Raw genomic sequence first — 25,068 nt, 5'->3', positions numbered from 1 at the left:
GCATCCGACGGCCTCTAGGCGGGGGTGACGACGAGCGCGACCTGGGCGCCGCGCACGCGGGTGAGCACGAGGGTGGCCTCCGACCCGCCGCGGCCACGGCCGGTCATCTTCAGCTGGCGCCGCAGCACGTCGGCGTCGAGGGTGACACCCCGCTTCTTGACCGTGACGCGGTCGTACCCGCGGTCGCGCAGCCAGCGCGCCAGCGCCTTCGTCGACAGGGGCATCGCCTCGAGCACCCGGTAGCGCCTGGCCCACCGCACGTCGGATGCCGTGTGGCCGGCGACGTAGCCCACGCCGGGGTCGAGCTCCTCGCCGTCGACGGCCGCGACGAGCGCGCCGGTGAGGCCCGCCCGGATGACGGCCCGGTCGGGCTCGTAGAGCCACTCGCCGAGCCGGCCCACGGAGGCCGCCGTCGCGACGTCGCGGCCGGGCGCCGCCTCCGACTCGGTGATCGTGTCGGTGACGCTGTCGGAGCAGACGGCCGCGGTGCGACCGGGGGAGTGCACGAGCGGGCCCCACCACACGGTCGCCTCGAGCACCTCGCCGCGCCACGAGGTCCACTGCGCCTCGCAGCCGGGCGGCACGGCGCCGTGCGGCAGGCCGGGCGAGAGCTTGGCGCCGGTGGCGGGCACCTGCCCGGCGAGCGCGAGCACCTCCTGCCACGACGGCGAGATGGCGTCGAGGGAGAACACCCGTCGGGTGCGGCCGTTGACGTCGGCCACGCCGGGCGTGCGCCGGGCGGGGTCGAGCCACACGCCCTGCCGGCCGGCCTCGGGGCCCACGGGAAGCACGACGTCCTCGACGAGGGCGCACTCGACCCGGGCCGACGCCCAGTGGCGCAGGTTGACCGCGGCCACCCGGGCGGTCACCGGGTCGGCGTCGACGGCGCCCACGGCGAGGTCGAGCCCCGCCACGGCCATGGCGTCGGCGCCGAGGCCGCAGCCGAGGTCGTGCACGAGCTCGACGCCCGCGGCACGGAAGCGCTGGGCGTGCCGGGCGGCCACGGCCAGCCGGGTCGCCTGCTCGAGGCCGTCGGGGGTGAAGAGCATCCCGTCGGCGAACTCCCCGAACTTCTCGGCCGCCCTGGCCCGCAGCCGCGACTGGCTCAGAGCCGCGGCGACGAGGTCGGCGTCGAAGCCGGCCGCCCTGAGGCGGTCCTGCAGCGCGAGCGACTGCGACGGCTCGTACGGGGGCAGCGACTGCAGCAGGCCCCATCCCTCGCCACCGGCGAGGCGGTCGACCATCGCGGCGTCCATCCCGGCATCCTGCCACCCGGGGTCCTGGGCGTGGTGGGCGTGGTGGGTGCGGTCGGGGTGGCTGCGGCGCGCCCGGGCTGGCACTCGACTTGACCGAGTGCTAACCGCTACCTAGATTTCTTCCTGTTGGCACTCTCACCTCGAAAGTGCCAGAAGCTCGACGGAGCCTGTCGACCCCCGCGACGGCGGCCGGTTGCCCGAGAGCCACCAGTCAGAGTCATCGTCCGTCGTGGCGCCCGTCGTCGGGGAGACCCGCCGACCGCCACACCGACAGTCCCGAAGGGAAGGTCACCACCGTGTCGGTTTCCATCAAGCCGCTCGAAGACCGCATCGTCGTCAAGTCCCTCGAGGCCGAGCAGACCACCGCGTCCGGCCTCGTCATCCCCGACACCGCCAAGGAGAAGCCCCAGGAGGGCGAGGTCCTGGCCGTCGGCCCCGGTCGCTTCAACGACACCGGCACCGAGCGCGTGCCGCTCGACGTCAAGGTCGGCGACAAGGTCATCTACAGCAAGTACGGCGGCACCGAGATCAAGTACGCCGGCGAGGAGTACCTCATCCTCTCGGCCCGCGACGTGCTCGCGGTCGTCGGCTGACCGACGCCCCCGCGCGTCTCGCCGACCGGCGATCCGCGACCGCACCCCGGTGAGCCCCCTCGGGGTCTCGCTGGGGTGTGTCGCGTTGCGCCCCCGTACCACCACTACCGATCTTCGCAAGGACAAGGACAGTCATGGCCAAGAAGCTGGAGTTCAACGACTCCGCCCGCAAGTCTCTCGAGCGTGGCGTCGACGCGCTCGCCAACGCCGTCAAGGTGACGCTCGGCCCGAAGGGCCGCAACGTCGTCATCGACAAGAAGTGGGGCGCCCCGACGATCACGAACGACGGCGTCACCATCGCCCGCGAGATCGAGCTCGAGGACGCCTACGAGAACCTCGGCGCGCAGCTCGCCAAGGAGGTCGCGACCAAGACCAACGACGTCGCCGGTGACGGCACGACGACCGCGACCGTGCTCGCCCAGGCCATGGTCAAGGAGGGCCTGCGCAACGTCGCCGCCGGTGCCGCCCCCGCCGCCCTCAAGCGCGGCATGGACAAGGCCGTCACCGCCGTCAACGACGAGCTGCTGAAGAACGCCCGTGAGGTCGAGGGCAAGGACGAGATCAGCTCGGTCGCCACCCTCTCCGCGCAGGACTCCACGCTCGGCACGCTCATCGGCGAGGCCTTCGACAAGGTCGGCAAGGACGGTGTCATCACCGTCGAGGAGAGCTCGACGACGAACACCGAGCTCGAGTTCACCGAGGGCATGCAGTTCGACAAGGGCTACCTGTCGGCCTACTTCGTCACCGACACCGAGCGCATGGAGACCGTCCTCGAGGACGCCTACGTGCTCATCAACCAGGGCAAGATCAGCTCGGTCGCCGAGGTCCTCCCGGTGCTCGAGAAGGTCGTCCAGTCGGGCAAGCCGCTGCTCATCATCGCCGAGGACGTCGACGGCGAGGCCCTCTCGACGCTCGTCGTGAACAAGATCCGCGGCACGTTCAACGTCGCCGCCGTCAAGGCGCCCGGCTTCGGCGACCGCCGCAAGGCCATGCTCCAGGACATCGCCGTGCTCACCGGTGGCCAGGTCATCGCCCCCGAGGTCGGGCTCTCGCTCGACCAGGCCGACCTCACCGTGCTCGGCCAGGCCCGTCGCGTCGTCCTCACCAAGGACGCCACGACGATCATCGACGGCGCCGGCGAGGAGTCCGAGGTCGTCGGCCGCGTCAACCAGATCAAGTCGGAGATCGAGCGTACCGACAGCGACTGGGACCGCGAGAAGCTGCAGGAGCGCCTGGCCAAGCTGGCCGGCGGCGTCTGCGTCATCAAGGTCGGCGCGCACACCGAGGTCGAGCTCAAGGAGAAGAAGCACCGCATCGAGGACGCCATCTCGGCGACCCGCGCGGCCATCGAGGAGGGCATCGTCGCCGGTGGCGGCACCGCCCTCATCCACGCCGCCACGGCCATCGACGCGCTCGACCTGACGGGCGACGAGGCCACCGGTGCCTCGATCGTGCGCAAGGCCGTCGCCGAGCCGCTGCGGTGGATCGCCGAGAACGCGGGCCTGCAGGGCTACGTCGTCACCTCGAAGGTCGCCGAGCTTCCCCTCGGCCAGGGCCTCAACGCCGCCACGGGCGAGTACGGCGACCTCATCGCCGCCGGTGTCATCGACCCGGTCAAGGTCACCCGCTCCGCGCTGCGCAACGCCGAGTCGATCGCGTCGATGATCCTCACGACCGACACGCTCGTCGTCGACAAGCCCGAGGACGAGCAGCCCGAGGCCGGCGGCCACGGGCACGGGCACGGTCACTGACCGGTCTCGGAAACCTGCATGACCCTGTGTGACCTTGTATGACCCTGCGTGACACGACGAAGGGCCGCTCCCCGGTGGGGAGCGGCCCTTTGCTCGTTCGCCCCGGCCGCCGCCACCCCGTCGTGGGGCGGCCGGGAGGTCGTGTGTCGCCTCAGGAGGCGGCGGCCGCCGGCGGCAGCTCACCCTCGTAGAGGCGCTCGCGCTCGGCCTCCGTGAGCCCTCCCCAGACGCCGTACGGCTCGCGCACCTCGAGGGCGTGCGAGCGGCACTGGCGCATGACGGGGCACGCGGCGCAGACGGCCTTGGCCTCGGCGTCGCGGTTGCGACGGCGGGGGCCGCGCTCGCCCTCGGGGTGGAAGAACACCTCGGGGCTCGTCCCGCGGCAGGCGCCCTGCAGCTGCCAGTCCCAGAGGTCCGCCACCGGTCCCGGCAGGCGAGTGATCTCGGCCATCGTCGTGTCTCCCCAAGATTCTGCGTCGGTTCTCGACTCGCGAGATCGTGGTCATGACGCTAGCCGCGCGCGGGTCGGGCTCGAAAGGACCTGATCTTCAAGGTTTGTTAAGGAATCTCCCTGCGGATCGCATGGCTCGCGTCCGCGCGAACGGGCGCGTCCCACCCCTCGGGATTGGTCTCTCACCCTCCGGCGCGCATACGCTGTCGGGCGCTCACCGGGTCCCAGCGGTCCTGGGACCCGGATAGGAGCACCCGCCGTGGGGTACGCACCCGCACAACGCGTGGGGAACGACTGATCGAGGGGTCCGAGCAGGCATGTCACGAGGCTGGTCCGCCCGCTTCGCCGTAACGCGAGGCGCCACGGCGGCGATGGTGGAGGTGGACGCACCCACGACGTTGTCCGACCTCGCCCGGTCGGCGGCGCACGACGGGGCTGCCCGCGACGCCCTCCTCGGGCGGGTCCGGGACCTCGTCGTGCGCTACGCCCGCGTCCGCCTCGGCCGCTTCGGAGCCGAGGACACCGCGCAGGACGTCGCCCAGGAGGTGTGCATGGCCGTTCTCACGGCACTGCCCACCTACGAGCACCGCGGCGCGCCCTTCGAGGCCTTCGTCTACACCGTCGCCGCCCGCAAGGTGGCCGACGTGCAACGCACGGCGATGCGCGGCCCGACGCCGGTCGCCGACGTGCCCGACGCCGTCGACGACGCGCCGACGCCCGAGGCCGCCGCCATCGTCAGCGACGAGGCCGGCCTCGCGCTCGCCCTCATGGGCCGCCTGCCCGAGCAGCAGCGCGAGATCCTCACCCTGCGCGTGGCCCTCGGGATGTCGACGGAGGAGACCGCGGCCTCGCTCGGCATGACGCCCGGCGCCGTGCGCGTCGCGCAGCACCGGGCTCTCGCCCGCCTCCGCACGATGCTCTCCGAGCGGGCCGGGACGGGGGAGCAGCCGTGACCAGGAGCGTCCCCCGCGGCCCGGTCGTCGCCGACGACGAGCTGCTCGACCTGCTCGGCTCCCGCAGCCCCTGCCCGGGCGCCGCGGGTGACCCCGTCGTCGGGCTGCTGTCGGCGCTCGCCGACCACGCCGACCACCCCGTCCCGGTGCGACGTCGCCGCCGTCACGGGCGACGGACCGTCACGGCCGTCACCGTCGCCGTCCTCGCCGCCTCGGGCGTCGGGGCCGCCGCCGCGGGTGACCTGCCCGGCCCCGACGGCAGCAGCGTCGCCGCCGACCGCAGTCGCGCCGTCGTCACCGCGCCAGAGCGACCGGGCACGACGCGGGATGCCGGTGAACGTGACCTCTCGCGCGGCTCGGGCCTGTCCCCACGCCTCGACAGCGCCGTTCAGAAGACTGTCTCAGCGGCGTTCGACCGCTCGCAGACGTCCGGTGGCGAAGCGGACGGGGTCGAGGTGACCTCCGTCGCGCAGTACGTGGGGACCGACGCGAGGGCGACGTCGAACCCGGTGCGGGTGTTCGCGACGGCCACCGCGCCGTCAGCCCGCGAGCGGGTCGGTGCCTACGTCGAGGACGGCGACGTCCCGGCCGCGGACTCGGTCGGGGAGCGCCGGGCCACCCCGGGCCGCACCCAGGCGCGGGTCGCGGGCCGGTCCGGTCAGACGCCGCCCGGCCGGGTGGCGGCCGAGGCCGCGACGGTCGAGAGGGTCAAGCAGGCCGAGACACAGCGCAGTACGGACGCCCCGCCCGTCGCGGCGTCGGCGAACGACCGCAGCGGGAAGAGGGACGGGAAGGGCAAAGGCGACGGCAAGGGCAGGGCCGACGCACCGGGTCAGGTGAAGAAGCGCCCCGAGCCCGCCACCGCGCTGCCGGAGACTCTCGCCCGTGGTGCCGGGCCCACGACGGGCAGCGACCGCGGCAAGGCAGGCAAGGGCAAGCCGGGCAAGGGCAAGGGACGGACCGAGGCCGCCGGCGGCACGTCGAAGGGCCGTTCGGCCACGACGCCCGACACCGCGCACGGCCGTGACCACGCCGCCACCCGGGGGAAGGGCGCCGAGTGGGGCCACGCCGTCACGGCCGAGCCCGGCCCCACGGCATCCGGTACGAGGGCGAGGGAGCGGGACCCTCAGCGCACCCATCCGGCCGGCCGCGGGGGCGTGGCGAAGGCGTCGAAGACCGTCGAGGTGTACGGACCGTAGACGTAGGAGGCGACCTCGTCCGTCGTCGTGTTGACCTCGAGGAGGCGGACGGGGTTGGTGCGGCCGTCGTGCATCGCGAGCAGGAAGCTGTTGACGACGTTGCCCGACGGCGTACGGTCGACGCGGGCGAACGACGTGCCGGTGTGCCCGCTGACCACGATCTTGACGTTGGGGCTGGTCGAGACGAGCTGGTCGTAGAGGTACTGCGGGCTGGTCGCGCCGTAGCCCGGCGACTGGACGAGGGCGCCGGTGGCGTCGAGGTAGCTGTGTGTGTTGACGATGACGTTGTGGCGCGGGTGGGCGGCGACGACGCCCTTGGCCCACGCCACCGCCGCGGCCCGCGGCCACAGCTCGAGGTTGAGCACGAGCCAGCGCAGGCCACCGGCGCTGAAGGTGCTGTACGTGTTGTCGACCTTGCCCGCCTCGAACCGCCCGCCGAGGGCGGCCGTGCCCCGGCCGAGGTAGGCGTTGAAGGTGCGGGTGTCGCGCACGAGCACCTTCGTCATCGTCGGGTCCGCCGCGCTGCCACCGGGGCCGACCGCGGCGGTGTCGTGGTTGCCGATGCTGAGCGAGTAGGGCACGACCCCGTCGAGCGGCGCGAGGGCGGCGCTCGCGGTGGCGTACATGTAGTGGTCCGGGGTGTCCCAGTCGGTGACGTCGCCGGTGTGGGTGACGAAGGCGAGGCCCAGCCGGTCGCGGTTGGCGACGAGCCAGCGGGACCGGTCGAGGAAGCGCGGGTCGCCGGGTGTCTTCGTCTCCTGCTGGGTGTCGGGGATGACGGCGACGGTGAAGACCTTGGCGAGCGTGCCCCGGCCGAGATGGAAGACGACCCCGGCGTTGCGCCAGCCGGAGGCGACGAGCGACGACCGCTCGGCCGGGGTGCTGACGTAGCGGTGCGCCTCGCCCTTGACGAGCTCGGTGACGGGGCGCAGGCAGCTCCCGCCCGTCGTGGCGGCGTGGAACGCGGTGCCCTGGCTGACGTAGCCGGCCGCGACCGCCGCGGCGACGCCGTCGGCCGTCGTGCGGTAGAGGTACTGGCCGTCCGACTCACGCAGCAGGCGCGTCACGGGGACGAGGCCGGTGCCGGGCTCCGGCGCGGCACTGAGGGTGCCGGTGGCGGGGACGGTCAGGCCACGGGCGTCGCCCGCGAGCGACTCCCCGAGCACCGTCGTCATCAGCTGGGCGCCGCGGGTCGGGTCGAGGGTGGTGTAGACCTTGCGGGTGAAGTCGGAGCACTGCGCCTCCGCGGCCGCGGCCGTCGTGCCGGCCGGTGACAGGGCCAAGGCGGCTCCGGCGGCGAGGGTCACGCAGAGCGCCCCGGCGAGGCGACGACGTCGCCGCGGTCGGGAGGGGGACTGCGGTGCGGAACGGAACGGCGACATGGGCCCACCTCGGATCGGGGGCGCCCGGCGCGGCGGCCACCTCGGACGCCCACGCTAGCCGGGCCGGCATCCGGGTGCAGGTCGGTCCGGCCCCCGGCGGTGCCTAGAATCGGCGCATGAGCTCTGCCCCCTCGGACCAGCCCAACCCGTTCTCCGAGCTGGGGCTGACCTACGACGACGTGCTGCTGCTGCCCGGGTACAGCGACCTCGCCCCCAACGACATCGACACGACGAGCCGGCTCACGCGCGAGCTGTCGATCCGCACGCCGATGGTGTCGGCGGCGATGGACACCGTCACCGAGGCGCGGATGGCCATCGCGATGGCCCGCCAGGGGGGCCTCGGGGTGCTGCACCGCAACCTCTCGATCGCCGACCAGGCCTACCAGGTCGACCTCGTCAAGCGGACCCAGACCGGCCGCATCAGCGACCCCATCACCATCGGCCCCGACCGCACCCTCGAGGAGCTCGACGCCATCTGCGGTGAGTACCGAGTGTCGGGCCTGCCGGTCGTCGACGGCGAGAAGCTGCTCATCGGCATGGTGACCAACCGCGACCTGCGCTTCACGCCCGTCGCCGAGTGGGCCACGACGCGGGTGCGCGACGTCATGACGCCGATGCCGCTCATCACCGGTCATGAGGGCATCAGCCGCGACGACGCCACCGTGCTGCTGCGCCAGCACAAGCGCGAGCGGCTGCCCCTCGTCGACGACCAGGGCCACCTCGTCGGGCTCATCACCGTCAAGGACTTCGTCAAGAGCGAGCAGTTCCCCGACGCGAGCAAGGATGCCGACGGACGCCTCCTCGTCGGGGCGGCCATCGGCTACTTCGGCGACTCGTGGGAGCGCGCCACGACCCTCGTCGAGGCCGGCGTCGACGTGCTCGTCGCCGACACCGCCCACGGCCACGTGCGACTGCTCATCGAGATGGTCGAGCGGCTGAAGAAGGACCCCGCCACCCGCCATGTGCAGGTCATCGGCGGCAACGTCGCGACCCGCGAGGGCGCCCAGGCGTTCGTCGACGCGGGGGCCGACGCCGTCAAGGTCGGCGTCGGGCCGGGCTCGATCTGCACGACCCGCATCGTCACCGGCGTCGGGGCACCGCAGGTCACGGCCGTGCACGCCGCGGCGCTCGCCTGCCGGCCGGCCGGGGTGCCCGTCATCGCCGACGGCGGCCTGCAGCACTCGGGCGACATCGCCAAGGCCATCGTGGCCGGGGCCGAGACGGTCATGGTCGGGTCGTTGCTCGCCGGCTGCGAGGAGAGCCCCGGCGAGCTGATCTTCGTCGCCGGCAAGCAGTTCAAGCGCTACCGCGGCATGGGCTCGCTCGGCGCGATGAGCTCGCGCGGCAAGAAGAGCTACTCCAAGGACCGGTACTTCCAGGCCGAGATCGAGTCCGACGACGAGATCGTGCCCGAGGGGATCGAGGGTCGGGTGGCCTTCCGCGGACCGCTCTCGGCGGTCGCCCACCAGATGATCGGCGGGCTGCGCCAGTCGATGTTCTACGTCGGGGCGCGCACCGTGCCCGAGCTGCAGGAGAAGGGCCGCTTCGTGCGCATCACGTCGGCCTCGCTCAAGGAGAGCCACCCGCACGACATCCAGGGCGTGGCGCCGGCCCCGAACTACGGCAACGCCTGAGAGGGTTCCGGCATGGTCGAGCACAACCAGCCGAGACGGTCGCACGGTGAGCTGACGAAGGGGCAGGAGTACGCCGACCGCCTCGTCGACCTGCAGCAGGTGTGGTGGAAGCGGGTCCTCCCCGTCCAGGCGGCGTACCGGTGGAACATCCGTCGGCTCGGGCTCGGTCGGGTGCTCGACGTGGGGTGCGGTCTCGGGCGCACCCTGCGCCAGCTCGACGGCAACGGCGTCGGGGTCGACCACAACCCGATGTTCGTCGAGCACTGCCGCAGCACGGGCCTGACGGCCTACACGACCGACGAGTGGCCGCAGGCGCCCGAGGCGGTGCCCGGCTCGTTCGACGGCATGATCCTGTCGCACGTCGTCGAGCACATCGAGCCCGACGTCGCCGACGCGATGCTGCGCACCTACCTGCCGTTCGTGCGCCCCGGCGGCCGCGTCCACTTCATCACCCCGCAGGAGCGCGGGTATGCCAGCGACCCGACGCACATCCACTTCACCGACTTCGCCGCCCTCGAGCGACTCGCCCGTCGGCACGGTCTCGTCGTCGAGCGCAGCTTCTCGTTCCCGTTCCCGCGGTCGGCCGGCAGGGCCTTCGTCTACAACGAGTTCAACGTCCTGGCCCGCAAACCCTGAGCATCTGCCCTGACCCCGGCCGGCACCCACCGGGCGTGCCCGCGGGCGGGGCGACCCGGCATCCGGCCGCCTCGATAGGATCGCCCGCGTGACCGAGATCGAGATTGGCCGAGGCAAGCGCGGGCGTCGCGCCTACTCCTTCGACGACATCGCGGTGGTGCCCTCGCGGCGCACGCGCGACCCCGAGGAGGTCTCGGTCTCGTGGCAGATCGACGCGTACCACTTCGACATCCCGGTCATGGCGGCGCCGATGGACTCGGTGGTCTCGCCCGACACCGCCATCGCGCTCGGCAAGCTCGGCGCGCTGCCGGTGCTCGACCTCGAGGGCCTGTGGACGCGCTACGACGACCCCACCCCGCTGCTCGCCGAGATCGCCGGGCTCGACGCCGAGGTCGCGACCTCACGCATGCAGCAGATCTACGCCGAGCCGATCCGCGGCGAGCTCATCACCGAGCGGCTGCGCGAGCTGCGTGAGGCGGGGGTGACCGTCGCGGGCGCGCTGTCGCCGCAGCGCACCCAGCAGCACTGGAAGAGCGTCGTGGATGCCGGTGTCGACCTCTTCGTCATCCGTGGCACGACCGTCTCGGCCGAGCACGTCAGCGGGCGCACCGAGCCGCTCAACCTCAAGCGGTTCATCTACGAGCTCGACGTGCCGGTCATCGTCGGCGGCGCCGCGTCGTACACGGCGGCGCTGCACCTCATGCGCACCGGTGCGGCCGGTGTGCTCGTCGGCTTCGGCGGGGGAGCGGCGCACACGACCCGCAAGACCCTCGGCATCCACGCCCCGATGGCGTCCGCGGTCGCCGACGTCGCCGCGGCGCGGCGCGACTACCTCGACGAGTCGGGCGGACGCTATGTCCACGTCATCGCCGACGGTGGCGTCGGCACGTCCGGCGACATCGTCAAGGCCATCGCCTGCGGTGCGGATGCCGTGATGCTCGGTGCCGCACTCGCGCGCGCGAGCGACGCGCCGGGGGCGGGGTTCCACTGGGGTCCGGAGGCGCATCACCCCGAGCTGCCGCGCGGCGTGCGCATGGAGCTGGGCAGCCAGGCCTCGCTCGAGGAGACCCTGTTCGGCCCGGGTCGGCGGGCTGACGGCACGACGAACGTCATCGGGGCGCTGCGGCGGGCCATGGCGACGACGGGGTACTCCGACGTCAAGGAGTTCCAGCGCGTCGAGGTCGTCGTCTCCCCGTACAACTAATTCGTATCGGGCCGGCGTCGTCGACGTCGGCCCGTGGTGTCCGCGGCGAGGCCGACGGGTGAGGCGATTGGCGGCCCCGGGCATCCCGCGGCGCCGCGCACGCAACCCGTCGAGGCGATCGGTCCTCGTGAGCGTGCCGGTCCTTCCCTAGTCCGGCCGTGAGCCGGGCCCCTCGTGATCTGCGCGGTTTCCATCGCAGATGCGGACGGGGCGCGATGCTGCCAGGGCTCTATCGCGGCTGCGCCGTGGCGTGCACTGAATAGAGGCGCACGTTCGCTCCCGCCGACTCGGCGGTTCCTGGATCCGGCTGTCGGCCAGCACATCTGGCTTGTGCACGACCCTTCCGTGGACACCCTGTGACTGCTAGAATAGAACACATGTTCGATAGCGATGCGGCAGAGACCGTGGGTGGGCTCGAGGGCCTGCTCGCGGTCCTCGCACGTGTCGAACAGGCCGCGGCACCCGTCGCCAACGACGAGCAGGTGGGCCCTGCACCAGCGGAAGTACCCTGCCTGTCCGACGCGCAGCGCATCGACGTGCTCACGATGTTGGAGCGGGTCAAGGCCGCCGCTGCGGCGGCGCAGGTGCGGGTGACGGCGGGCTTCGTGGCCTCGCAGGAGCAGGCATCGCTCGGGTGGCGGGCGCAGTCGGACGCGGCGTTGGACGCGAACGACTTCGACGGCTGGCTTGACGCGCGGGAGAAGGCCGACCTGGCCTCGTGGGCGGCGGCGTTGGAGTTCGGCGCTCACACCGACAACCGCGGGAAGGCGGCGTCCGACGATGCCGATCTCGGCGCAGCGGCTGGGCACGGCTCGGGTGACTCGGGTGAGCCGGAGCGACGACCGTCGTCGTCACGTCGCAACCTGATCGCGAAGGGCGGGGTCGCGGCCCAGGTCGCACTCGCCCGGCACCTCTCGCCGTTCAAAGGCGCCGAAGGCATCCGGTTCTCCCTCTCTCTGACGCACGACATGCCGCACACGCTGGCCCTGCTCGAGGCCGGGGTGCTGAGCGAGTGGCGGGCCCTGAACATCACCAAAGAAGCCGCGATCCTCTCGCTCGAGCACCGCCGGCAGCTGGACCAGGAGCTGCACGACACCTATGGCGACCGTCTCGGCGGTCTGGGTGACCGGGAGCTGAACCGTCTTGTCCGGGCGGTCGCCTACCGGCTGGATCCGGAGAGTGTGCTGCGGCGGGCCCGGAAGGCCGAGTCGGAGCGGCGGGTCACAGTGAAAGCGGCCCCGGACACGATGGCCTACCTGACCGCGCTGCTCCCCGCCGCCGAAGCCGTCGCGGCGTACGCGGCGCTGACCGGGGCCGCAGCGTCGGCGAAGGCGGCGGGTGACGAGCGGGGCAGGAGTCAGGTCATGGCCGACACCCTCGTCGACCGCGTCCTCGGCCGTGTCGCCAGCGAACAGGACGACACCCCGGGGTACTCCGCCGACAGCGCTACCGCCGACGCCGGAGAGACGGCCGGGGCGCAAGCGACTGACCGTGACGCCACGGCTGCTGCGGCCGGCTCGGCCGGCTCGGGAGAGACGTCCGACCCTCTCGGCACGCCGGACGAGGCTGGTGCGCCGCCTGGCGGGCCCGCCGGGTCCGACGTCCACGAGCCCGCCGACGGCAGCGGCGCCGGCGATGCTGGGCCGGCCGGAAGGCCGCGTCCGCGTGATGCGCGGCTCGGAGGTTGCGACCGCGGCAAAGACGCATCAACGCCGGAGCCAACCGGCAGGGCAGGGGTGGACGTCGAGGTGCAGCTCGTCATCGGACTGGACGCCCTCTTCAACACCGGCGACGGCGCCGACACCCCCGCGCAGCTGCTCGGCTACGGCACCGTGCCCGCCGGCTGGGCCCGGGACTACCTGCGACCCGCAGACTTGGACGACCACGGCGGCGGTCAGGTTTCGGATGGTGGGGGTGGTCTGTCCCGGGCCGGGAAGGTCTGGATCCGTAGGCTGTTCGTCCATCCGGACACCGGCGAGCTCGTCGCGATGAACTCCCGACGGCGCCTCTTCAGCGACGGGCTACGCCGGTTCGTCCTCACCCGTGACGCCGCGACCTGTCGCACCCCGTGGTGCAACGCCCCCGCCCGACACATCGACCACGTCACCCCGTACGCCGACGGCGGACCCACCTCGGCCAGCAACGGTCAGGGCCTGTGCGTCGCGTGCAACCTGACCAAGGAGCACCCTGACCTCACCAGCACCACCCTGCCCCCCGACCGCCGTGGGGCAGACCGCGGCACCGGCCGGAGTGGACACACGGTGCGGGTCACGACCGGGACCGGCCACGTCTACGACTCCGAGGCGCCGTCGCTGCTCCCCGGCGCCCCTCCGCGCCCGCCTCGACAGCCAAGCCAGCCTCAGCGACCCCGGCGCTCGACGCACCCCTTCCCGACCATGCTCTGGACGCTGCCCGTCGACCCCACCACCGCACCCGCCAGCGCCCTCGAGCGACGGCTGCAGCAGCTGATCGACGAGGCTCAGGCGCCCTCCGTCTGACGGCGAGGCCCCGGCCTCCGGCAACGCGCCGCGGCCGGTCGGGGAGGATGGCGTCCGTGACCTACGCGATCATCCGGCACGGCCAGACGGACTGGAACAGGCTGGGGCTCTTCCAGGGCAGCAGTGACACCCCGCTCAACGACACCGGACGTCAGCAGGCGCGCGACCTCGTGCCGGTCCTGCAGGCGTCCGGGATCGAATGGTCGGCCGTCGTGTCGTCGCCCCTGTTTCGGGCCCGCGAGACGGCCGGCATCGTCGCGGAGGGTCTGGGCCTCCGCCTCGGCGCCGCGTACGACGAGCTGGTGGAGCGCGACTACGGACGCCACGAGGGGCAGCCCGACGAGACGGAGAAGAAGAGCGACCCCAGCGTCGAGCCGCTCGAGAGCGTCGTACTGCGCGGCGTCGCCGGGCTCGACCGCGTGGCGCGTGACCACGGTGACGCGCACGTCGTCGTCGTCGCCCACGGCTCGATCATCCGCTACACCCTCGCGCGCCTGGCCGGCCGCCCGATGCCGACGATCGCGAACGGGCTGCTCACGACCCTGGAGCGGACGCCGGCGGGGGAGTGGCGGGTCGACGTCGTCAACGGCACGCCGGTCGAGGTCCGATCGCAGCCCTGACCCGTTCTCACCAAGCCCGGACAGCGCGATGCCGTGGCCCGTCGCCCCCCGGCGACCGACCACGGCATCCGTTCCCCGCTGGGGCCCGACCGTCTCCCCCGGCCGGGACCCACTGGTGGTGCTCCCTCGGTCCGTCGGCTCCTGCGGCACGTGTGCCGCCGGACCCTCCCCCCGGACCACATCCCGTCCGTCGGGCGCCGCGTACGTCGCCGCCTCCCGGTCGGGTGGCGCCCGTGGGCGCCGGGTCAGAATGTAACGGGAATCTGTCTCGTCGGTCAAGTTGCTCGGCAACCAAACCACATTGGACGGCCGGTTTCGACCTCACCGACCGAGCGTGCCGAACGACACAACCGTTGCAGGACAGTCGGTTCGGCGGACAGGGACCTCACGACGCGGTACGGTTCGCCCGCAGTCGTTTCGGAAGGAAAGCAGCATGGCAACCGAGCAAAACCCCTCCACCCCCGCCGAGGGGGAGCTCTGGGCGCGTGACGAGGTGCTCGCCGCGCTGCGCCACACCCTCGTCGGCAGCAACCGCATGCACGGGTCCCTCGCGGCCGAGCTGGGCATCAACCCGACCGGCCTCTCCGCCCTCAACCACCTCGCCGAGATGCCCGGTCTCACGCCCAAGCAGCTGTCCGAGCTGCTCGGCATCACGACGGGGTCGACGACGGGCGCCACCGACGCCCTGTGGAAGGCCGGCTTCCTCACCCGGGAGCCGCACCCCGAGGACCGCCGCAGCGTCGTCCTGCACCTCACCCCGGCCGGTCGCCACGCCATCGGCTGGGTCCTCGAGCAGTACGAGACCGCACTGTCGGTCGCCTACGAGCGACACCCCGACAGCGAGCGGCCGCAGCTGGCCCGCTTCCTCGAGGACCTCGCCGTCGCCCTCGGCGAGAACGCCGCGTCCCGCGCGGGCGGCCGCGCCTGACGAGCCCGACGCGCACGCTCAGTCGGCCGACGCCGGCTCCCGCTCGTCACGCCACGACCGCCACAGCGACGCGTAGGCCCCGTCGGCGGCGAGCAGCTCGTCGTGCGAACCGATCTCACTGACCCGGCCGTCCTCGACGACACAGACCCGGTCGGCGTCGTGCGCGGTCATCAGCCGGTGGGCGATGGCCACGACCGTGCGCCCGTCGACCACCGCCGCGAGCGACCGCTCGAGGTGGCGTGCGGCCCGCGGGTCGAGCAGCGACGTCGCCTCGTCGAGCACGAGCGTGTGCGGGTCGGCCAGCACGAGACGGGCCAGGGCCAGCTGTTGTGCCTGCGGCTGCGACAGCGCGAACCCGCCCGACCCCACCCGGGTGTCGAGCCCCGACGGCAGCCGCTGCGCCCAGTCGAGGGCGTCGACGGCGGCGAGCGCCTCGAGCAGCTGCTCGCGCGTCGCCTCCGGCCGCGCCAGGCGCAGGTTGTCGTCGAGCGTGCCGACGAAGACGTGGTGCTCCTGGGTCACGAGGGCGACCTGGCCCCGCAGCTCGGCCAGCTCGAGGTCGACGAGGCTCACCCCGCCGACCGCCACCCGGCCCTCGCGCGGGCCGTCGATGCCGGCGAGCAGCCGACCGAGCGTCGACTTGCCCGCCCCCGACGGCCCGACGACCGCGAGCCGCTCGCCCGGGCGCAGGTCGAGCGACACGCCGCGCAGCACGTCCCGGCCCGAGCGGTAGGAGTAGTGGACGTCGCTGACCTCGAGCTCGTCGTCGGTCGGGCGTTCCCCGGTCGCGGCCCGGTCGGGCGGCACGTCGGCGATGCCGATGACGCGGGCCAGCGACGTCGCGCCGACCTGGATCTCGTCGAGCCACGACACGAGCTCGTCGAGCGGGCCGGCCATCTGCTGCACGTAGAGGGCGACGGCCGTGACCGTCCCGACCGTCGCGAGGTCACGGCTGATGAGCCACCCGCCCCAGAGCAGCGTCACCGCCACGGGCGCGAAGAAGGCGATCTCGACCGACGGGAACCAGCGCATGCGCAGACCGAGGGTGTAGCGCTCCGCGTCGTAGCAGTCGGCGAGGGCGGCGTCCATGCGGCGCCGGCGGCGCCCACGCAGCCCGAGCGCGTCGACCGTGCGGCCGCCGTCGGCCGACTCCGTGACGACGCCGTTGAGCACCGCGTACGTCGCCCGCTCCCGCAGGTACCCGTCCGCGGCGTGCCGCAGGTAGCGCCGCGTCGACGCCCACAGCAGGGGGATGCCGACCAGCACCGCGAGCGCGACCCGCCAGTCCGTGAGGAACGCGGCCACGACGGTGATCGCCGTGGTGACGGCGCCGACGAAGATCGCGGGGACGCCGAACCGGATGACGTGCGACAGCGCCTCGACGTCGTTCGTCGTGCGCGAGACGAGGTCACCGGTTCCGGCGCGCTCGACCGTCGACAGCGGCAGCTCGACGACGCGGTCCATGAACTGCTCACGCAGCTCGGCGAACACGGTCTCGCCGAGCACGAAGGAGGCCCGGCGGGCGAACCACGTCACGACGGTCTGCAGCACCACGGCCCCGGCGATCCAGAGCGCGAGCCGGTCGACGACGGCGACCGACCGGCCGCCGTCGATCTCGTCGACGAGCAGGCCGAGCACGCGCGGGGCGACGAGGCCGGCCACGGCGGCGACGGCGTGCAGCAGCACGACGACGAGCAGCCGCCTGCGGTGCCGGCGCACGAGCTCGCGGGTGTGTGCCCGCACCGATGCGGTGTCGGCGACGGGCAGGGCCCTGGTCGTGGGCTCGATCGTCAGGGCCATCAGTCGTCCTCCCCGCGCACGACGACGCGACGGTAGGCGGGGAGCTCGCTCATGAGCCGGTGGTGGGTGCCGGTCGCCACGACCCGGCCGGACTCGAGCAGCAGCACCTCGTCGGCCTGGTCGAGAACGAGGGGGCTGACGGTCATGACGACCGTCGTGCGCCCGGCCCGGGCGGCGGCGAGCCGCGCCGCGACCCTCGCCTCGGTGTGCGCGTCGACCGCGCTCGTCGGCTCGACGAGCACGAGCGTGTCGGCGTCGGTGAGCAGGGCCCGGGCGAGGGCGAGCCGTTGGCGCTGGCCGCCCGAGAAGGCGCGGCCGCGCTCCTCGACCTCTCCGTCGAGTCCACCCGGCAGCGCCTCGAGCACGTCGCCGCCGCTGGCCACGTCGAGGGCGGCGAGCAGGTCGGCGTCGTCGTGGCGGCCGGTCGGGTCGAGCTCGTCGCGCAGCGTGCCGGTGAAGAGCCGGGGGTCGTGCTCGCTGACGACGATGCGCCGGCGCACCTGGGCGAGCGGCGCGTCGGCGAGGCGCACGTCCCCGAGCCGGACGTCGCCGGCGTAGCGACCGAAGCGGCCGAGGCGGTCGGCGAGGGCGGCGCTGTCCTCCGGTCGCGCCGACACGACCGCGGTGAGCCGCCCCGGCTCGATGCGCGCGCCGGTGACGGGGTCGTACAGCGCCGCCGGCCCGGCGGGCAGGTCGGTGGCGCCCTCCCCGGCCACCACGGCATCCGGGCGGTCGGTCTGGTCGGGGCGCACCCGCAGCACGCGCAGCAGCTTGCCCGCCCCGATGTGGGCGCGGGTGGCGCGGTCGACCATCTCGGTGGCGGTGCGCAGCGGGATGACGAGGAAGGCGGTGTAGCCGTAGAAGGCGACGAGCTGCCCCGGCGTGATCTGGCCGTCGACGGCGAAGCGGGCGCCGAGCCACACGACGATGAGTACGAAGACGCCCGGCAGCAGCACCTGCGCGGCGTCGAGGGCGGCCTGGTAGCCGGCCACCCGGTTGCCGACGACGCGCACCGCCTGCGACTGCGCGCGGTAGCGCTGCAGGAAGGTGTGCTCGCCGCCGATGCCGCGCAGCACCCGCAGCCCGGCGACGGTGTCGGCGCCGAGGCCGATGAGGGTGCCGGCCTCCTCGCGCTGGCGCAGCTGGCGGCGTTGCAGCGGCCGCACGACGAAGGCGAGGGCACCGACGAGCACCGGCACGCCGATGAGCACGACGAGCCCGAGCGGCGTCGACGCCTGCAGCAGCACGAGCGCGACGACGACGTAGCTGACGACCGCACCGGCGAAGCGGGCGAAGACGTCGTAGAGCCCGCCGATGCGCATGGCGTCGCTGCTGACGACGGCGACGACGTCACCGGTGGGGACGGTGCGGGTCAGCGACTCACCGGTGTCGGCGGCGTGGTGGCCGACGAGCTGGGCCGAGCGGAACGCCGCCTGCATCCAGTTCGTGACGGCGTACCGGTGCCGCACCGCGCCCGAGGCCGCGCTGACGAGGACGAGCCCGACGAGCACCGCGCACCACAGGGCCAGGCGTCCGAGGTCGCCGCCGATGATGCCCTGGTCGATGGCCCGCCCGACGACCGCCGGGAAGAGCGCCTGGCTGACCAGCCACACGACGCCGAACAGCACCGCGACGACGAGGGTGCGCCGCTGTCCCTTCGCGACCCAGGTGAGGTAGGCGGTCGGGCTGTCGAGCACCGGGGTGCCGGGGTCGTCCAGGGGGAGGCGAATCACTCGGTCGATCCTACGATCGTGCGGGGGTCGCCCTCACCCGGTTATCCGTCCGCCGCCGCACGAGGGGCCGGATGCCGGGTCGCTCACTTGGTCGGGTCCCACCCCTGGCGGTCGAGGGCCTCGCTCAGCTCGTCGGTGACGAGCCCCTCCTTGTCGACGTTGCCGGTGCGGTACGCCGCCCGGCCCACGAGGTGGGCCGAGACGGGGGAGGTGAAGAACTGGGTGAAGGTGGGCAGCACGAGCGAGGTGACGGCCGCCCAGGTGCGCAGGGTCAGCGCGAGCCCCAGCAGCAGCATGATCAGGCCCAGCGTCTGGGGCTTCGTCGCCGCGTGCAGCCGCGAGAGGGTGTCGCGGAAGCGGAGGATGCCGATGGCCCCCGCGAGGCAGAGGAAGGCGCCGGCCAGCAGGCAGACCGCCCCGGCGACGTCGAGGACGCCCGTCCAGCTCATGACTGCTCCTCGGCCGCGCGCTCGGCGGCGCCCCGCGAGGTCTGCCACGCCTGCTGCTCGGCGGTGGCGGGTGGCGGCTCGTCGTCGGTGCCGTCGTCGACGTTGCCGGCCATGAACCGGGTGACGGCGACGCCGCCGACGAAGCTGACGAGGCCGAGGACCATGAGCAGCGGCAGGCTCGTCGTCGAGCGGTTGCGCGCCGCGTCCATGACGATGCCGGCGATGACGATGATGAGCAGCACCTCGGAGGCGACGATGCGGTCGAGGTTGCTCGGGCCGCGGTAGATGCGCACGAGCAGCAGCAGCGCGGCGGCGCCGAGCATGGTCATGCCGATGGCGGTGACGACGTTCACGAGTCCTCCCTGGTGCACACGGCGGCGATCTCCTCGCGCGAGCCGAGGGCCCGGACGACTCGCTTTTCGATGTCGAGGACGTTCTGGCGCTGCCGTTCGATGCCCCCGGGCTTGTCGACGTCGAGGACGTGCAGGTAGAGCACCGAGCGGGAGCGGCGGGCGTCGACGACGACCGTCCCGGGCACGAGTGCCACGAGCTCGGCGGTGAGGGTGAGGTAGAAGTCGGAGCGCGTGCGCAGCTGCACCTCGATGACGGCGTTGCGCGGGCGGCGCGGGCCGAGGGCCAGGCGCATGACCTGCAGCGACGACGCCACGAGGTCGGCGAGGAAGCGCACCACGATGAGCAGCACGCGGTGCGGCCGGAAGGTCCCGGTGTACTCGATGGAGGGCAGCGGGAAGGCGAGGGTGACGAAGAGCCCGACGAGGATGCCGTTGAGGAGGTTGCCCCACGAGAGGCGGTCCCAGAGCAGCAGCCAGGCCACGGTCACGGCGATGACCGCGCGCGGCTGGAAGGCGCGACGTCGCTTCTGCGGGCCGGTGGGGGCGGGCGGGGCCGGCCCCCCGGCATCCGGCTGCGTGGTCTCGGTGGTCACCGGCGCACCTCCGGCGGGAGGACGCTGCTGATGTACGGCGAGCGCTCCATGAGGTCGGCCGCCGAGCGCTGCGTGTAGCCGAACAGGGGCCCGGCGAAGACGGTGATGAGCAGCCCGACGACGGTCATGGCCGCGGTGGCGGCGAGCATGAGGGGCGGCAGGGCACGGGGACCGGTGTCGACCCGTCGACCCGTCGTGGGGTCGACGTCGAGCGCGACGGTGGCCGTGCCGCCGCTCCGGGCGCCACGGGTGCGCGCCCCGGTCGACCCGCCCGAGACCTGCACCTCGTGGTCGCCGCTCGGCTCGACGGTGGCGGGGGCCTCGTCGGTCGTCGGGTCGGTCTGACGTGCCTCGGCGACGCTGCGCCAGAACGCCTGGCTCCACACCTTCGACAGCGCGTAGAGGGTGAGCAGGCTCGTGACGATGCCGCCGACGACGAGCAGCCACGCGAGCGGGGTGCCCACCGCGATGCCGGCGTCGAGCAGCCCGATCTTGGCCAGGAACCCCGAGAGCGGCGGGATGCCGGAGAGGTTCATCGCCGAGACGAAGAACAGCGTTGCCAGCACGGGGGAGGCGAGGGCCAGCCCGCCCAGGCGGTCGATCGACGTCGTGCCGCCGAGGCGCTCGACAAGACCGGTGATGAGGAACAGCGCGGTCTGGATGGTGATGTGGTGCGCGACGTAGAAGATGGCGCCGGCCATGCCCTCCGGGGTGGCGAGGGCGATGCCGAAGATCATGTAGCCGATATGGCTGACGAGGGTGAACGACAGGATCCTCTTGAGGCCCGACTGCGACACCGCGCCGAGGATGCCGATGACCATCGTCAGCAGCGCCGCCCACATGAGCAGCCCCTGCAGCGGGGAGTCGGGGAAGAGGAGCGTCTGGGTGCGGATGATGGCGTAGACGCCGACCTTGGTGAGCAGCCCGGCGAACACCGCGGTCACCGGCGCCGGGGCGGTCGGGTAGCTGTCGGGCAGCCACGCCGACATCGGGAAGACCGCCGCCTTGATGGCGAAGGCCGTCAGCAGCGACAGCTGCAGCGCGAGGGCAACCCCGTCGGGGATCTCCCCGAGCCGGATCGAGAGCTGGGCGAGGTTGACCGTGCCGGTCGCCGCGTAGATGCCGGCGATGGCGACGAGGAACAGGGCCGAGCTGAGCAGGCTGACGACGACGTACGTCGTGCTGGCGTGGATGCGCGAGGCGGTGCCGCCGAGGGTGATGAGCACGTACGAGGCGAAGAGCAGGATCTCGAAGCCGACGAAGAGGTTGAACAGGTCGCCGGCGAGGAAGGCGTTGGCGACGCCGGCCGTGAGCACGAGGTAGGTCGGGTGGAAGATCGAGAGCGGCGTCTCCTCCTCGTCGTCGGCGTTGCCCTGGCCGATGGCGAAGACGAGCACGAGCAGCGTGACGACGCTCGAGACGAGCAGCATGAGGGCGCTGAGCCGGTCGGCGACGAGGGCGACCCCGAGCGGCTCCTTCCAGGCGCCGAGCCACAGCACCTGCGGCCCGTCGACGTCGGTGCGCCAGACGAGCAGGGCCGCGACGGCGACGACGGCGCTGAGCACGGTGACGCTCGTGAGGCGCTGCAGCCGCGCGCTGCGGCGGAAGGCCAGGGTGAGCGCCGCCCCGAGCAGGGGCAGCAGCACGGGCAGCGGGACGAGGGTGGCGTAGCCGTTCACCGCGCCGCCTCGCTGGCCTCGTGGCGCTCGTCGGCCGCCGCCAGCTCGTCGGAGGTCGTCGTCGAGACCTGCGACGGGTCGTACGTCTCGGACACCTCGTCGAGCTCGGCCCGGCGCTGGATGCGGGCGTCCTCGGCGTCGTCGGGCACGTCGTCGGTGCCGGAGATCTGCCACAGCCGGTAGCTGAGCGCGAGGAGGAAGCCGATGGTGGCGAGGCTGATGACGATGGCGGTGAGCACCATGGCCTGCGGCAGCGGGTCGCTCATCTCGTCGGGGGCGGCCGAGCCGACGAAGGCGGGCTTGCCGGCGGTGCCGCTGACGACCATGAAGAGGACGGCGACGCCGTTGCCGATGAGCAGCAGCCCGAGCAGCACGCGCACGAGGCTGCGGTCGAGCACGAGCGAGACGCCGGCGGCGACGAGCACGGCGACGATGACGACGAGGGTGAGGCTGGGCTGCAGCGTCGCCTCGATGAGGGTGGTCATGCGTCGGCCTCCTGTGGCTGGCGCTGCTCGTCGGCGATCTGGCGGTCGATGCCCGTGCCGAGGCTGCGCACGATGTCGAGCATCATGCCGACGACGATGAGGTAGACGCCGATGTCGAAGAGCACCGAGGTGACGATGTGCACCTCGCCCCACACCGGCATCGAGAAGTCGAGGGACGTGGTCTGCAGCACCGTGCCGCCGAAGGCGAGGGGCGCCACCGCCGAGAGCACGGCGACGAGCAGGCCGACGCCGACGACGAGACCGGCGTCGACGGGCAGGGCCTCGTCGAGCTCGTACCGGCCGCCGGCGAGGTAGCGCACGACGAGGGCCAGACCGGCGACGAGGCCGCCGGCGAAGCCGCCGCCCGGTTGGTTGTGGCCGGAGAAGAGCAGGAAGATCGAGGCCGCCAGCATGATGTGGAAGATGAGGCGGGTCACGACCTCGAAGATGACCGACCGCTTCTCCTTGCGCAGGGTGCGACCGCCGTGCAGCCACGTGCCGCGCGCGGACGCGGAGCCCGACCCACCGGCATCCGCGACCTTGGCGCTCGCGAGCGAGAGACGGGTGTTGCGGGTGCGCACGAAGATGAGGCTGGCGATGCCGGTCGCGGCGGCGACGAGCACCGAGACCTCGCCGAGGGTGTCCCACGCGCGGATGTCGACGAGGGTGACGTTGACGATGTTCTGGCCGTGGCCGAACGCGTACGCCTCGGTGGGGAAGTCGGTCGAGACGGGTGCCACGTTGCGCGCCCCGGAGGCCACGAGCGCGATGGCCGCCACCGACGTGCCGACCGCGAGCCCGAGGGCGATGCGCCACGTGCGCGCGGGGGAGTCGGGGTGGCGGGTGAACTTCGAGGGCAGGCGGCGCAGCGTGAGCACGAAGACGACGAGACCGACGGTCTCGACGAGCATCTGCGTGATGGCGAGGTCGGGGGCGCCGTGGAGGATGAAGAGGACGGAGATCCCGTAGCCGGTGACGCTGACGAGCATGACGGCGGTCAGTCGGCGGCGGGTCACGAGCACGGTGGCGCAGGCGGCCACGATGACGGCGCCGACGGCGGCCTGCGCCGGGGTGTCCCACAGTCGCACCGTCGGCATCGACCCGCGGGTGACCGCCGCGAGGCCGGGCAGCGCGACGAAGACGAGCAGGATGCCGGTGAGGTAGATCGGCAGGGATCCGCGCTGCGTGACGGCCGTCGTCTCGACCGCGCCGCGGTCGACCCAGCGCATCACCCGGGCGTAGCCGCGCTCGCCGTCGACGATGGCAGGGACGCCGGACTGCGCGCGGGCGACCCGGTCGCGACCGACGAAGAGCACGGCACCGACCACGAGCGAGAGCAGCGACAGCACGAGCGGCACCGTGAGGCCGTGCCACAGCGAGAGGGAGTCGGGCTGCTCGCCGACCGTGAACTCGTCGGCGTAGGGCATGACGTAGGGGGAGACGAGCGGGGCGAGGAGGCCGACGAGGAGCGAGGCCACGCCGAGCAGCAGCGGCGCCGCGACGAACCCGGGGTGCGGCGCCTTGACCTTCGAGTCGGGCCGGCCGGGCTTGCGGGCGAAGGCGCCCCAGACGAACCGGGCGGTGTAGGCGGCGGTGAGCGCGGAGCCGAGCACCATCGTGACGAGCGCGACCCAGCCCCAGGCCCCGGGCAGCGGCTCGCCCTCGCGGGCGCCGGACCAGAGCGCCTCGAGCGCGCCCTCTTTCGACACGAAGCCGGCGAGGGGGGCGACGCCCGCCATCGACAGGGCGGCGAGGCAGGCGGGGACCGCGACGGGCAGCAGGCGGCGGCCCACGCCGGACAGCTCGCGCAGGTCGCGGGTGCCGGTGGCCTTGTCGATGACCCCGACCGTCAGGAAGAGGGTCGACTTGAAGAGGCCGTGGCCGAGCACGAGGGTGATGGCGGCGAGGGCGGAGGCGCGGGTGCCGAGGCCGGCGACCGCGACGATGAAGCCGAGCTGGCTCACGGTGCCGTAGGCGAGCAGCAGCTTGATGTCGTGCTGGCGCAGGGCCCGCCAGCCGCCGACGAGCATGGTGAACAGGCCCAGCCCGGTCGTGAGGGCGTGCCACGCGGGGGCGCCGGCGAAGACGGGGGCGAGGAGGGCGACGAGGTAGATGCCCGCCTTCACCATGGCCGCGGCGTGCAGGTAGGCGCTCACCGGGGTCGGGGCCGCCATCGCCCCGGGGAGCCAGAAGTGGAAGGGCACGAGGGCCGACTTCGACAGGGCCCCGACGAGCAGCAGCACGACGGCGGCGACCGTCACGGCGTCGAGCGCGGGCGGGTCGGCGAGCAGGCCGCTGATGGAGTACGTGTGGTGCACCCCGAGGGCGATGATGCCGATGAGCATCGCCAGACCGCCCAGGGTCGTGACCATGAGCGCCTGCATGGCCGCGCGGCGGTTCGTCGAGCTCGCCGGGTTGTGCCCGATGAGCAGGTAGGAGAAGACCGTCGTCAGCTCCCAGAACACGTAGAGCACGAGGAAGTTGTCGGTGAGCACGAGCCCGAACATGGCGCCGGCGAAAGCCGTGAAGACCGACGTGAAGCGCCACAGGGTGGGGTCGTCGGCGCTGAAGTACCAGCGGCAGTAGAGCAGCACGAGCGCCCCGACCCCGGTGACGAGCAGGCCGAGCAGCCACGACAGGGTCGTCAGGCGGAAGTCGAGGTCGAGGCCCAGCCCCGGCACCCACGCGATGCGCTGCTCGGGCTGCGATCCGTCGCGCACGGCCCCGGACTGGGTCAGCAGCCAGACGAACCCGGTGAGCGGGGCGAGGGCCAGGACGAGGAAGGCGCGGTTGCGCAGCACCTTGACGAGCACCGGCGCGAGGGCGGCGGCGAGCAGATGCACAAGCAGCAGTTGCGCCACGGCGGCCCCT

General features: G+C 73.0%; 21 protein-coding genes. 10 read left to right on the top strand and 11 right to left on the bottom strand.

What is annotated here, in order from left to right; genetic code table 11:
* Positions 1 to 14: 14 nt before the first annotated feature.
* On the bottom strand, positions 15 to 1,256 hold the full coding sequence (locus DFJ68_RS09045; RefSeq protein ID WP_121032537.1) for a THUMP-like domain-containing protein: 1,242 nt from the start codon (positions 1,254 to 1,256) through the stop codon (positions 15 to 17).
* Positions 1,257 to 1,552: 296 nt separating this feature from the next.
* Between DFJ68_RS09045 and groES the strand changes: the two genes are divergently transcribed.
* Together groES and groL are read left to right on the top strand one after the other, a co-directional pair.
* Entirely contained in the window at positions 1,553 to 1,849 is a 297-nt protein-coding gene (gene groES / locus DFJ68_RS09040) for a co-chaperone GroES (RefSeq protein WP_121032535.1), read from the top strand.
* Between the two features lie 134 nt (positions 1,850 to 1,983).
* On the top strand, positions 1,984 to 3,600 hold the full coding sequence (groL, locus tag DFJ68_RS09035; RefSeq protein ID WP_121032533.1) for a chaperonin GroEL: 1,617 nt from the start codon (positions 1,984 to 1,986) through the stop codon (positions 3,598 to 3,600).
* Positions 3,601 to 3,751: 151 nt separating this feature from the next.
* Here the strand turns inward: groL and DFJ68_RS09030 are convergent, their stop codons facing one another.
* Positions 3,752 to 4,051 carry a WhiB family transcriptional regulator gene (locus DFJ68_RS09030; protein WP_121032529.1) on the bottom strand — a complete coding sequence of 100 codons (300 nt, stop codon included), beginning with the start codon at positions 4,049 to 4,051 and terminating at the stop codon, positions 3,752 to 3,754.
* A gap of 371 nt (positions 4,052 to 4,422) precedes the next feature.
* On the opposite strand from DFJ68_RS09030, the gene DFJ68_RS09025 reads away from it, so the two are divergent.
* Both DFJ68_RS09025 and DFJ68_RS09020 read left to right on the top strand, forming a co-directional pair.
* Positions 4,423 to 5,004 (top strand): sigma-70 family RNA polymerase sigma factor, encoded by a 582-nt coding sequence (locus DFJ68_RS09025; protein ID WP_121032527.1) that lies wholly within the window; start codon positions 4,423 to 4,425, stop codon positions 5,002 to 5,004.
* Positions 5,001 to 6,203 carry a hypothetical protein gene (locus DFJ68_RS09020; RefSeq protein WP_121032525.1) on the top strand — a complete coding sequence of 401 codons (1,203 nt, stop codon included), beginning with the start codon at positions 5,001 to 5,003 and terminating at the stop codon, positions 6,201 to 6,203. The genes DFJ68_RS09025 and DFJ68_RS09020 overlap by 4 nt, the downstream gene beginning before the upstream one ends.
* Here the strand turns inward: DFJ68_RS09020 and DFJ68_RS09015 are convergent.
* Entirely contained in the window at positions 6,131 to 7,510 is a 1,380-nt protein-coding gene (locus tag DFJ68_RS09015) for a metallophosphoesterase (protein ID WP_121032523.1), read from the bottom strand. The genes DFJ68_RS09020 and DFJ68_RS09015 overlap by 73 nt on opposite strands.
* Positions 7,511 to 7,701: 191 nt before the next feature.
* Here DFJ68_RS09015 and guaB point away from each other — a divergent pair, with 191 nt between their 5' ends.
* From guaB to DFJ68_RS08985, 6 genes are all read left to right on the top strand, one after another.
* Complete coding sequence (guaB, locus tag DFJ68_RS09010; protein WP_121032521.1) at positions 7,702 to 9,219, top strand: IMP dehydrogenase; 1,518 nt, start codon at positions 7,702 to 7,704, stop codon at positions 9,217 to 9,219.
* Positions 9,220 to 9,231: 12 nt separating this feature from the next.
* Positions 9,232 to 9,855 carry a class I SAM-dependent methyltransferase gene (locus tag DFJ68_RS18480; RefSeq protein ID WP_121032519.1) on the top strand — a complete coding sequence of 208 codons (624 nt, stop codon included), beginning with the start codon at positions 9,232 to 9,234 and terminating at the stop codon, positions 9,853 to 9,855.
* Positions 9,856 to 9,943: 88 nt separating this feature from the next.
* A complete protein-coding gene (locus DFJ68_RS09000) occupies positions 9,944 to 11,059 on the top strand; it encodes a GuaB3 family IMP dehydrogenase-related protein (protein WP_121032517.1) in 1,116 nt (371 codons plus the stop codon).
* A 377-nt stretch (positions 11,060 to 11,436) separates the two neighbouring features.
* The gene (locus DFJ68_RS18475) at positions 11,437 to 13,557 is read left to right on the top strand and encodes an HNH endonuclease (protein WP_121032515.1); all 2,121 of its coding nucleotides are present in this window, start codon (positions 11,437 to 11,439) and stop codon (positions 13,555 to 13,557) included.
* A 47-nt stretch (positions 13,558 to 13,604) separates the two neighbouring features.
* Positions 13,605 to 14,177 carry a histidine phosphatase family protein gene (locus DFJ68_RS08990; protein ID WP_121032513.1) on the top strand — a complete coding sequence of 191 codons (573 nt, stop codon included), beginning with the start codon at positions 13,605 to 13,607 and terminating at the stop codon, positions 14,175 to 14,177.
* A 433-nt stretch (positions 14,178 to 14,610) separates the two neighbouring features.
* A complete protein-coding gene (locus tag DFJ68_RS08985) occupies positions 14,611 to 15,105 on the top strand; it encodes a MarR family winged helix-turn-helix transcriptional regulator (protein ID WP_121032511.1) in 495 nt (164 codons plus the stop codon).
* Between the two features lie 18 nt (positions 15,106 to 15,123).
* Here the strand turns inward: DFJ68_RS08985 and DFJ68_RS08980 are convergent, their stop codons facing one another.
* The 8 genes from DFJ68_RS08980 to DFJ68_RS08945 form a co-directional block, all read right to left on the bottom strand.
* On the bottom strand, positions 15,124 to 16,905 hold the full coding sequence (locus DFJ68_RS08980; protein ID WP_121032509.1) for an ABC transporter ATP-binding protein: 1,782 nt from the start codon (positions 16,903 to 16,905) through the stop codon (positions 15,124 to 15,126).
* Positions 16,905 to 18,638: an ABC transporter transmembrane domain-containing protein gene (locus DFJ68_RS08975; RefSeq protein WP_121032507.1), complete on the bottom strand. Its 1,734-nt coding sequence runs from the start codon at positions 18,636 to 18,638 to the stop codon at positions 16,905 to 16,907. Before DFJ68_RS08975 ends, DFJ68_RS08980 begins: the two co-directional genes overlap by 1 nt.
* A gap of 83 nt (positions 18,639 to 18,721) precedes the next feature.
* Positions 18,722 to 19,087, bottom strand: a complete 366-nt coding sequence (gene mnhG / locus DFJ68_RS08970) for a monovalent cation/H(+) antiporter subunit G (RefSeq protein ID WP_121032505.1) — start codon at positions 19,085 to 19,087, stop codon at positions 18,722 to 18,724.
* A complete protein-coding gene (locus tag DFJ68_RS08965; RefSeq protein WP_211333304.1) occupies positions 19,084 to 19,440 on the bottom strand; it encodes an MrpF/PhaF family protein in 357 nt (118 codons plus the stop codon). Before DFJ68_RS08965 ends, mnhG begins: the two co-directional genes overlap by 4 nt.
* Positions 19,437 to 20,033 carry a Na+/H+ antiporter subunit E gene (locus DFJ68_RS08960; protein ID WP_121032503.1) on the bottom strand — a complete coding sequence of 199 codons (597 nt, stop codon included), beginning with the start codon at positions 20,031 to 20,033 and terminating at the stop codon, positions 19,437 to 19,439. Before DFJ68_RS08960 ends, DFJ68_RS08965 begins: the two co-directional genes overlap by 4 nt.
* Positions 20,030 to 21,712 (bottom strand): Na+/H+ antiporter subunit D, encoded by a 1,683-nt coding sequence (locus tag DFJ68_RS08955; RefSeq protein ID WP_121032501.1) that lies wholly within the window; start codon positions 21,710 to 21,712, stop codon positions 20,030 to 20,032. Before DFJ68_RS08955 ends, DFJ68_RS08960 begins: the two co-directional genes overlap by 4 nt.
* Positions 21,709 to 22,197 (bottom strand): Na(+)/H(+) antiporter subunit C, encoded by a 489-nt coding sequence (locus DFJ68_RS08950; protein ID WP_121032499.1) that lies wholly within the window; start codon positions 22,195 to 22,197, stop codon positions 21,709 to 21,711. Before DFJ68_RS08950 ends, DFJ68_RS08955 begins: the two co-directional genes overlap by 4 nt.
* Positions 22,194 to 25,058, bottom strand: a complete 2,865-nt coding sequence (locus DFJ68_RS08945; protein WP_121032497.1) for a Na+/H+ antiporter subunit A — start codon at positions 25,056 to 25,058, stop codon at positions 22,194 to 22,196. Before DFJ68_RS08945 ends, DFJ68_RS08950 begins: the two co-directional genes overlap by 4 nt.
* Between the last annotated feature and the right edge of the window lie 10 nt (positions 25,059 to 25,068).

Origin of the sequence: Terracoccus luteus (genome assembly GCF_003635045.1) — a bacterium.
In the GTDB taxonomy this organism is placed as follows: Bacteria; Actinomycetota; Actinomycetes; order Actinomycetales; family Dermatophilaceae; genus Terracoccus; species Terracoccus luteus.
The sequence above is the reverse complement of the archived record's forward strand: the minus strand, read 5'-3'. Positions and strand labels throughout refer to the sequence as shown.

Excerpts from the sequence above, each read along its gene's own strand:
- DFJ68_RS08990 (WP_121032513.1), top strand. The coding sequence starts at position 13,605 with ATGGCGTCCGTGACCTACGCGATCATCCGGCACGGCCAGACGGACTGG.
- DFJ68_RS08980 (WP_121032509.1), bottom strand. The coding sequence starts at position 16,905 with ATGGCCCTGACGATCGAGCCCACGACCAGGGCCCTGCCCGTCGCCGAC.
- DFJ68_RS18475 (WP_121032515.1), top strand. The coding sequence starts at position 11,437 with ATGTTCGATAGCGATGCGGCAGAGACCGTGGGTGGGCTCGAGGGCCTG.
- groL (WP_121032533.1), top strand. The coding sequence starts at position 1,984 with ATGGCCAAGAAGCTGGAGTTCAACGACTCCGCCCGCAAGTCTCTCGAG.
- DFJ68_RS09045 (WP_121032537.1), bottom strand. The coding sequence starts at position 1,256 with ATGGACGCCGCGATGGTCGACCGCCTCGCCGGTGGCGAGGGATGGGGC.
- DFJ68_RS08950 (WP_121032499.1), bottom strand. The coding sequence starts at position 22,197 with ATGACCACCCTCATCGAGGCGACGCTGCAGCCCAGCCTCACCCTCGTC.
- DFJ68_RS09025 (WP_121032527.1), top strand. The coding sequence starts at position 4,423 with ATGGTGGAGGTGGACGCACCCACGACGTTGTCCGACCTCGCCCGGTCG.
- DFJ68_RS18480 (WP_121032519.1), top strand. The coding sequence starts at position 9,232 with ATGGTCGAGCACAACCAGCCGAGACGGTCGCACGGTGAGCTGACGAAG.
- mnhG (WP_121032505.1), bottom strand. The coding sequence starts at position 19,087 with ATGAGCTGGACGGGCGTCCTCGACGTCGCCGGGGCGGTCTGCCTGCTG.
- DFJ68_RS08985 (WP_121032511.1), top strand. The coding sequence starts at position 14,611 with ATGGCAACCGAGCAAAACCCCTCCACCCCCGCCGAGGGGGAGCTCTGG.
- guaB (WP_121032521.1), top strand. The coding sequence starts at position 7,702 with ATGAGCTCTGCCCCCTCGGACCAGCCCAACCCGTTCTCCGAGCTGGGG.
- DFJ68_RS09030 (WP_121032529.1), bottom strand. The coding sequence starts at position 4,051 with ATGGCCGAGATCACTCGCCTGCCGGGACCGGTGGCGGACCTCTGGGAC.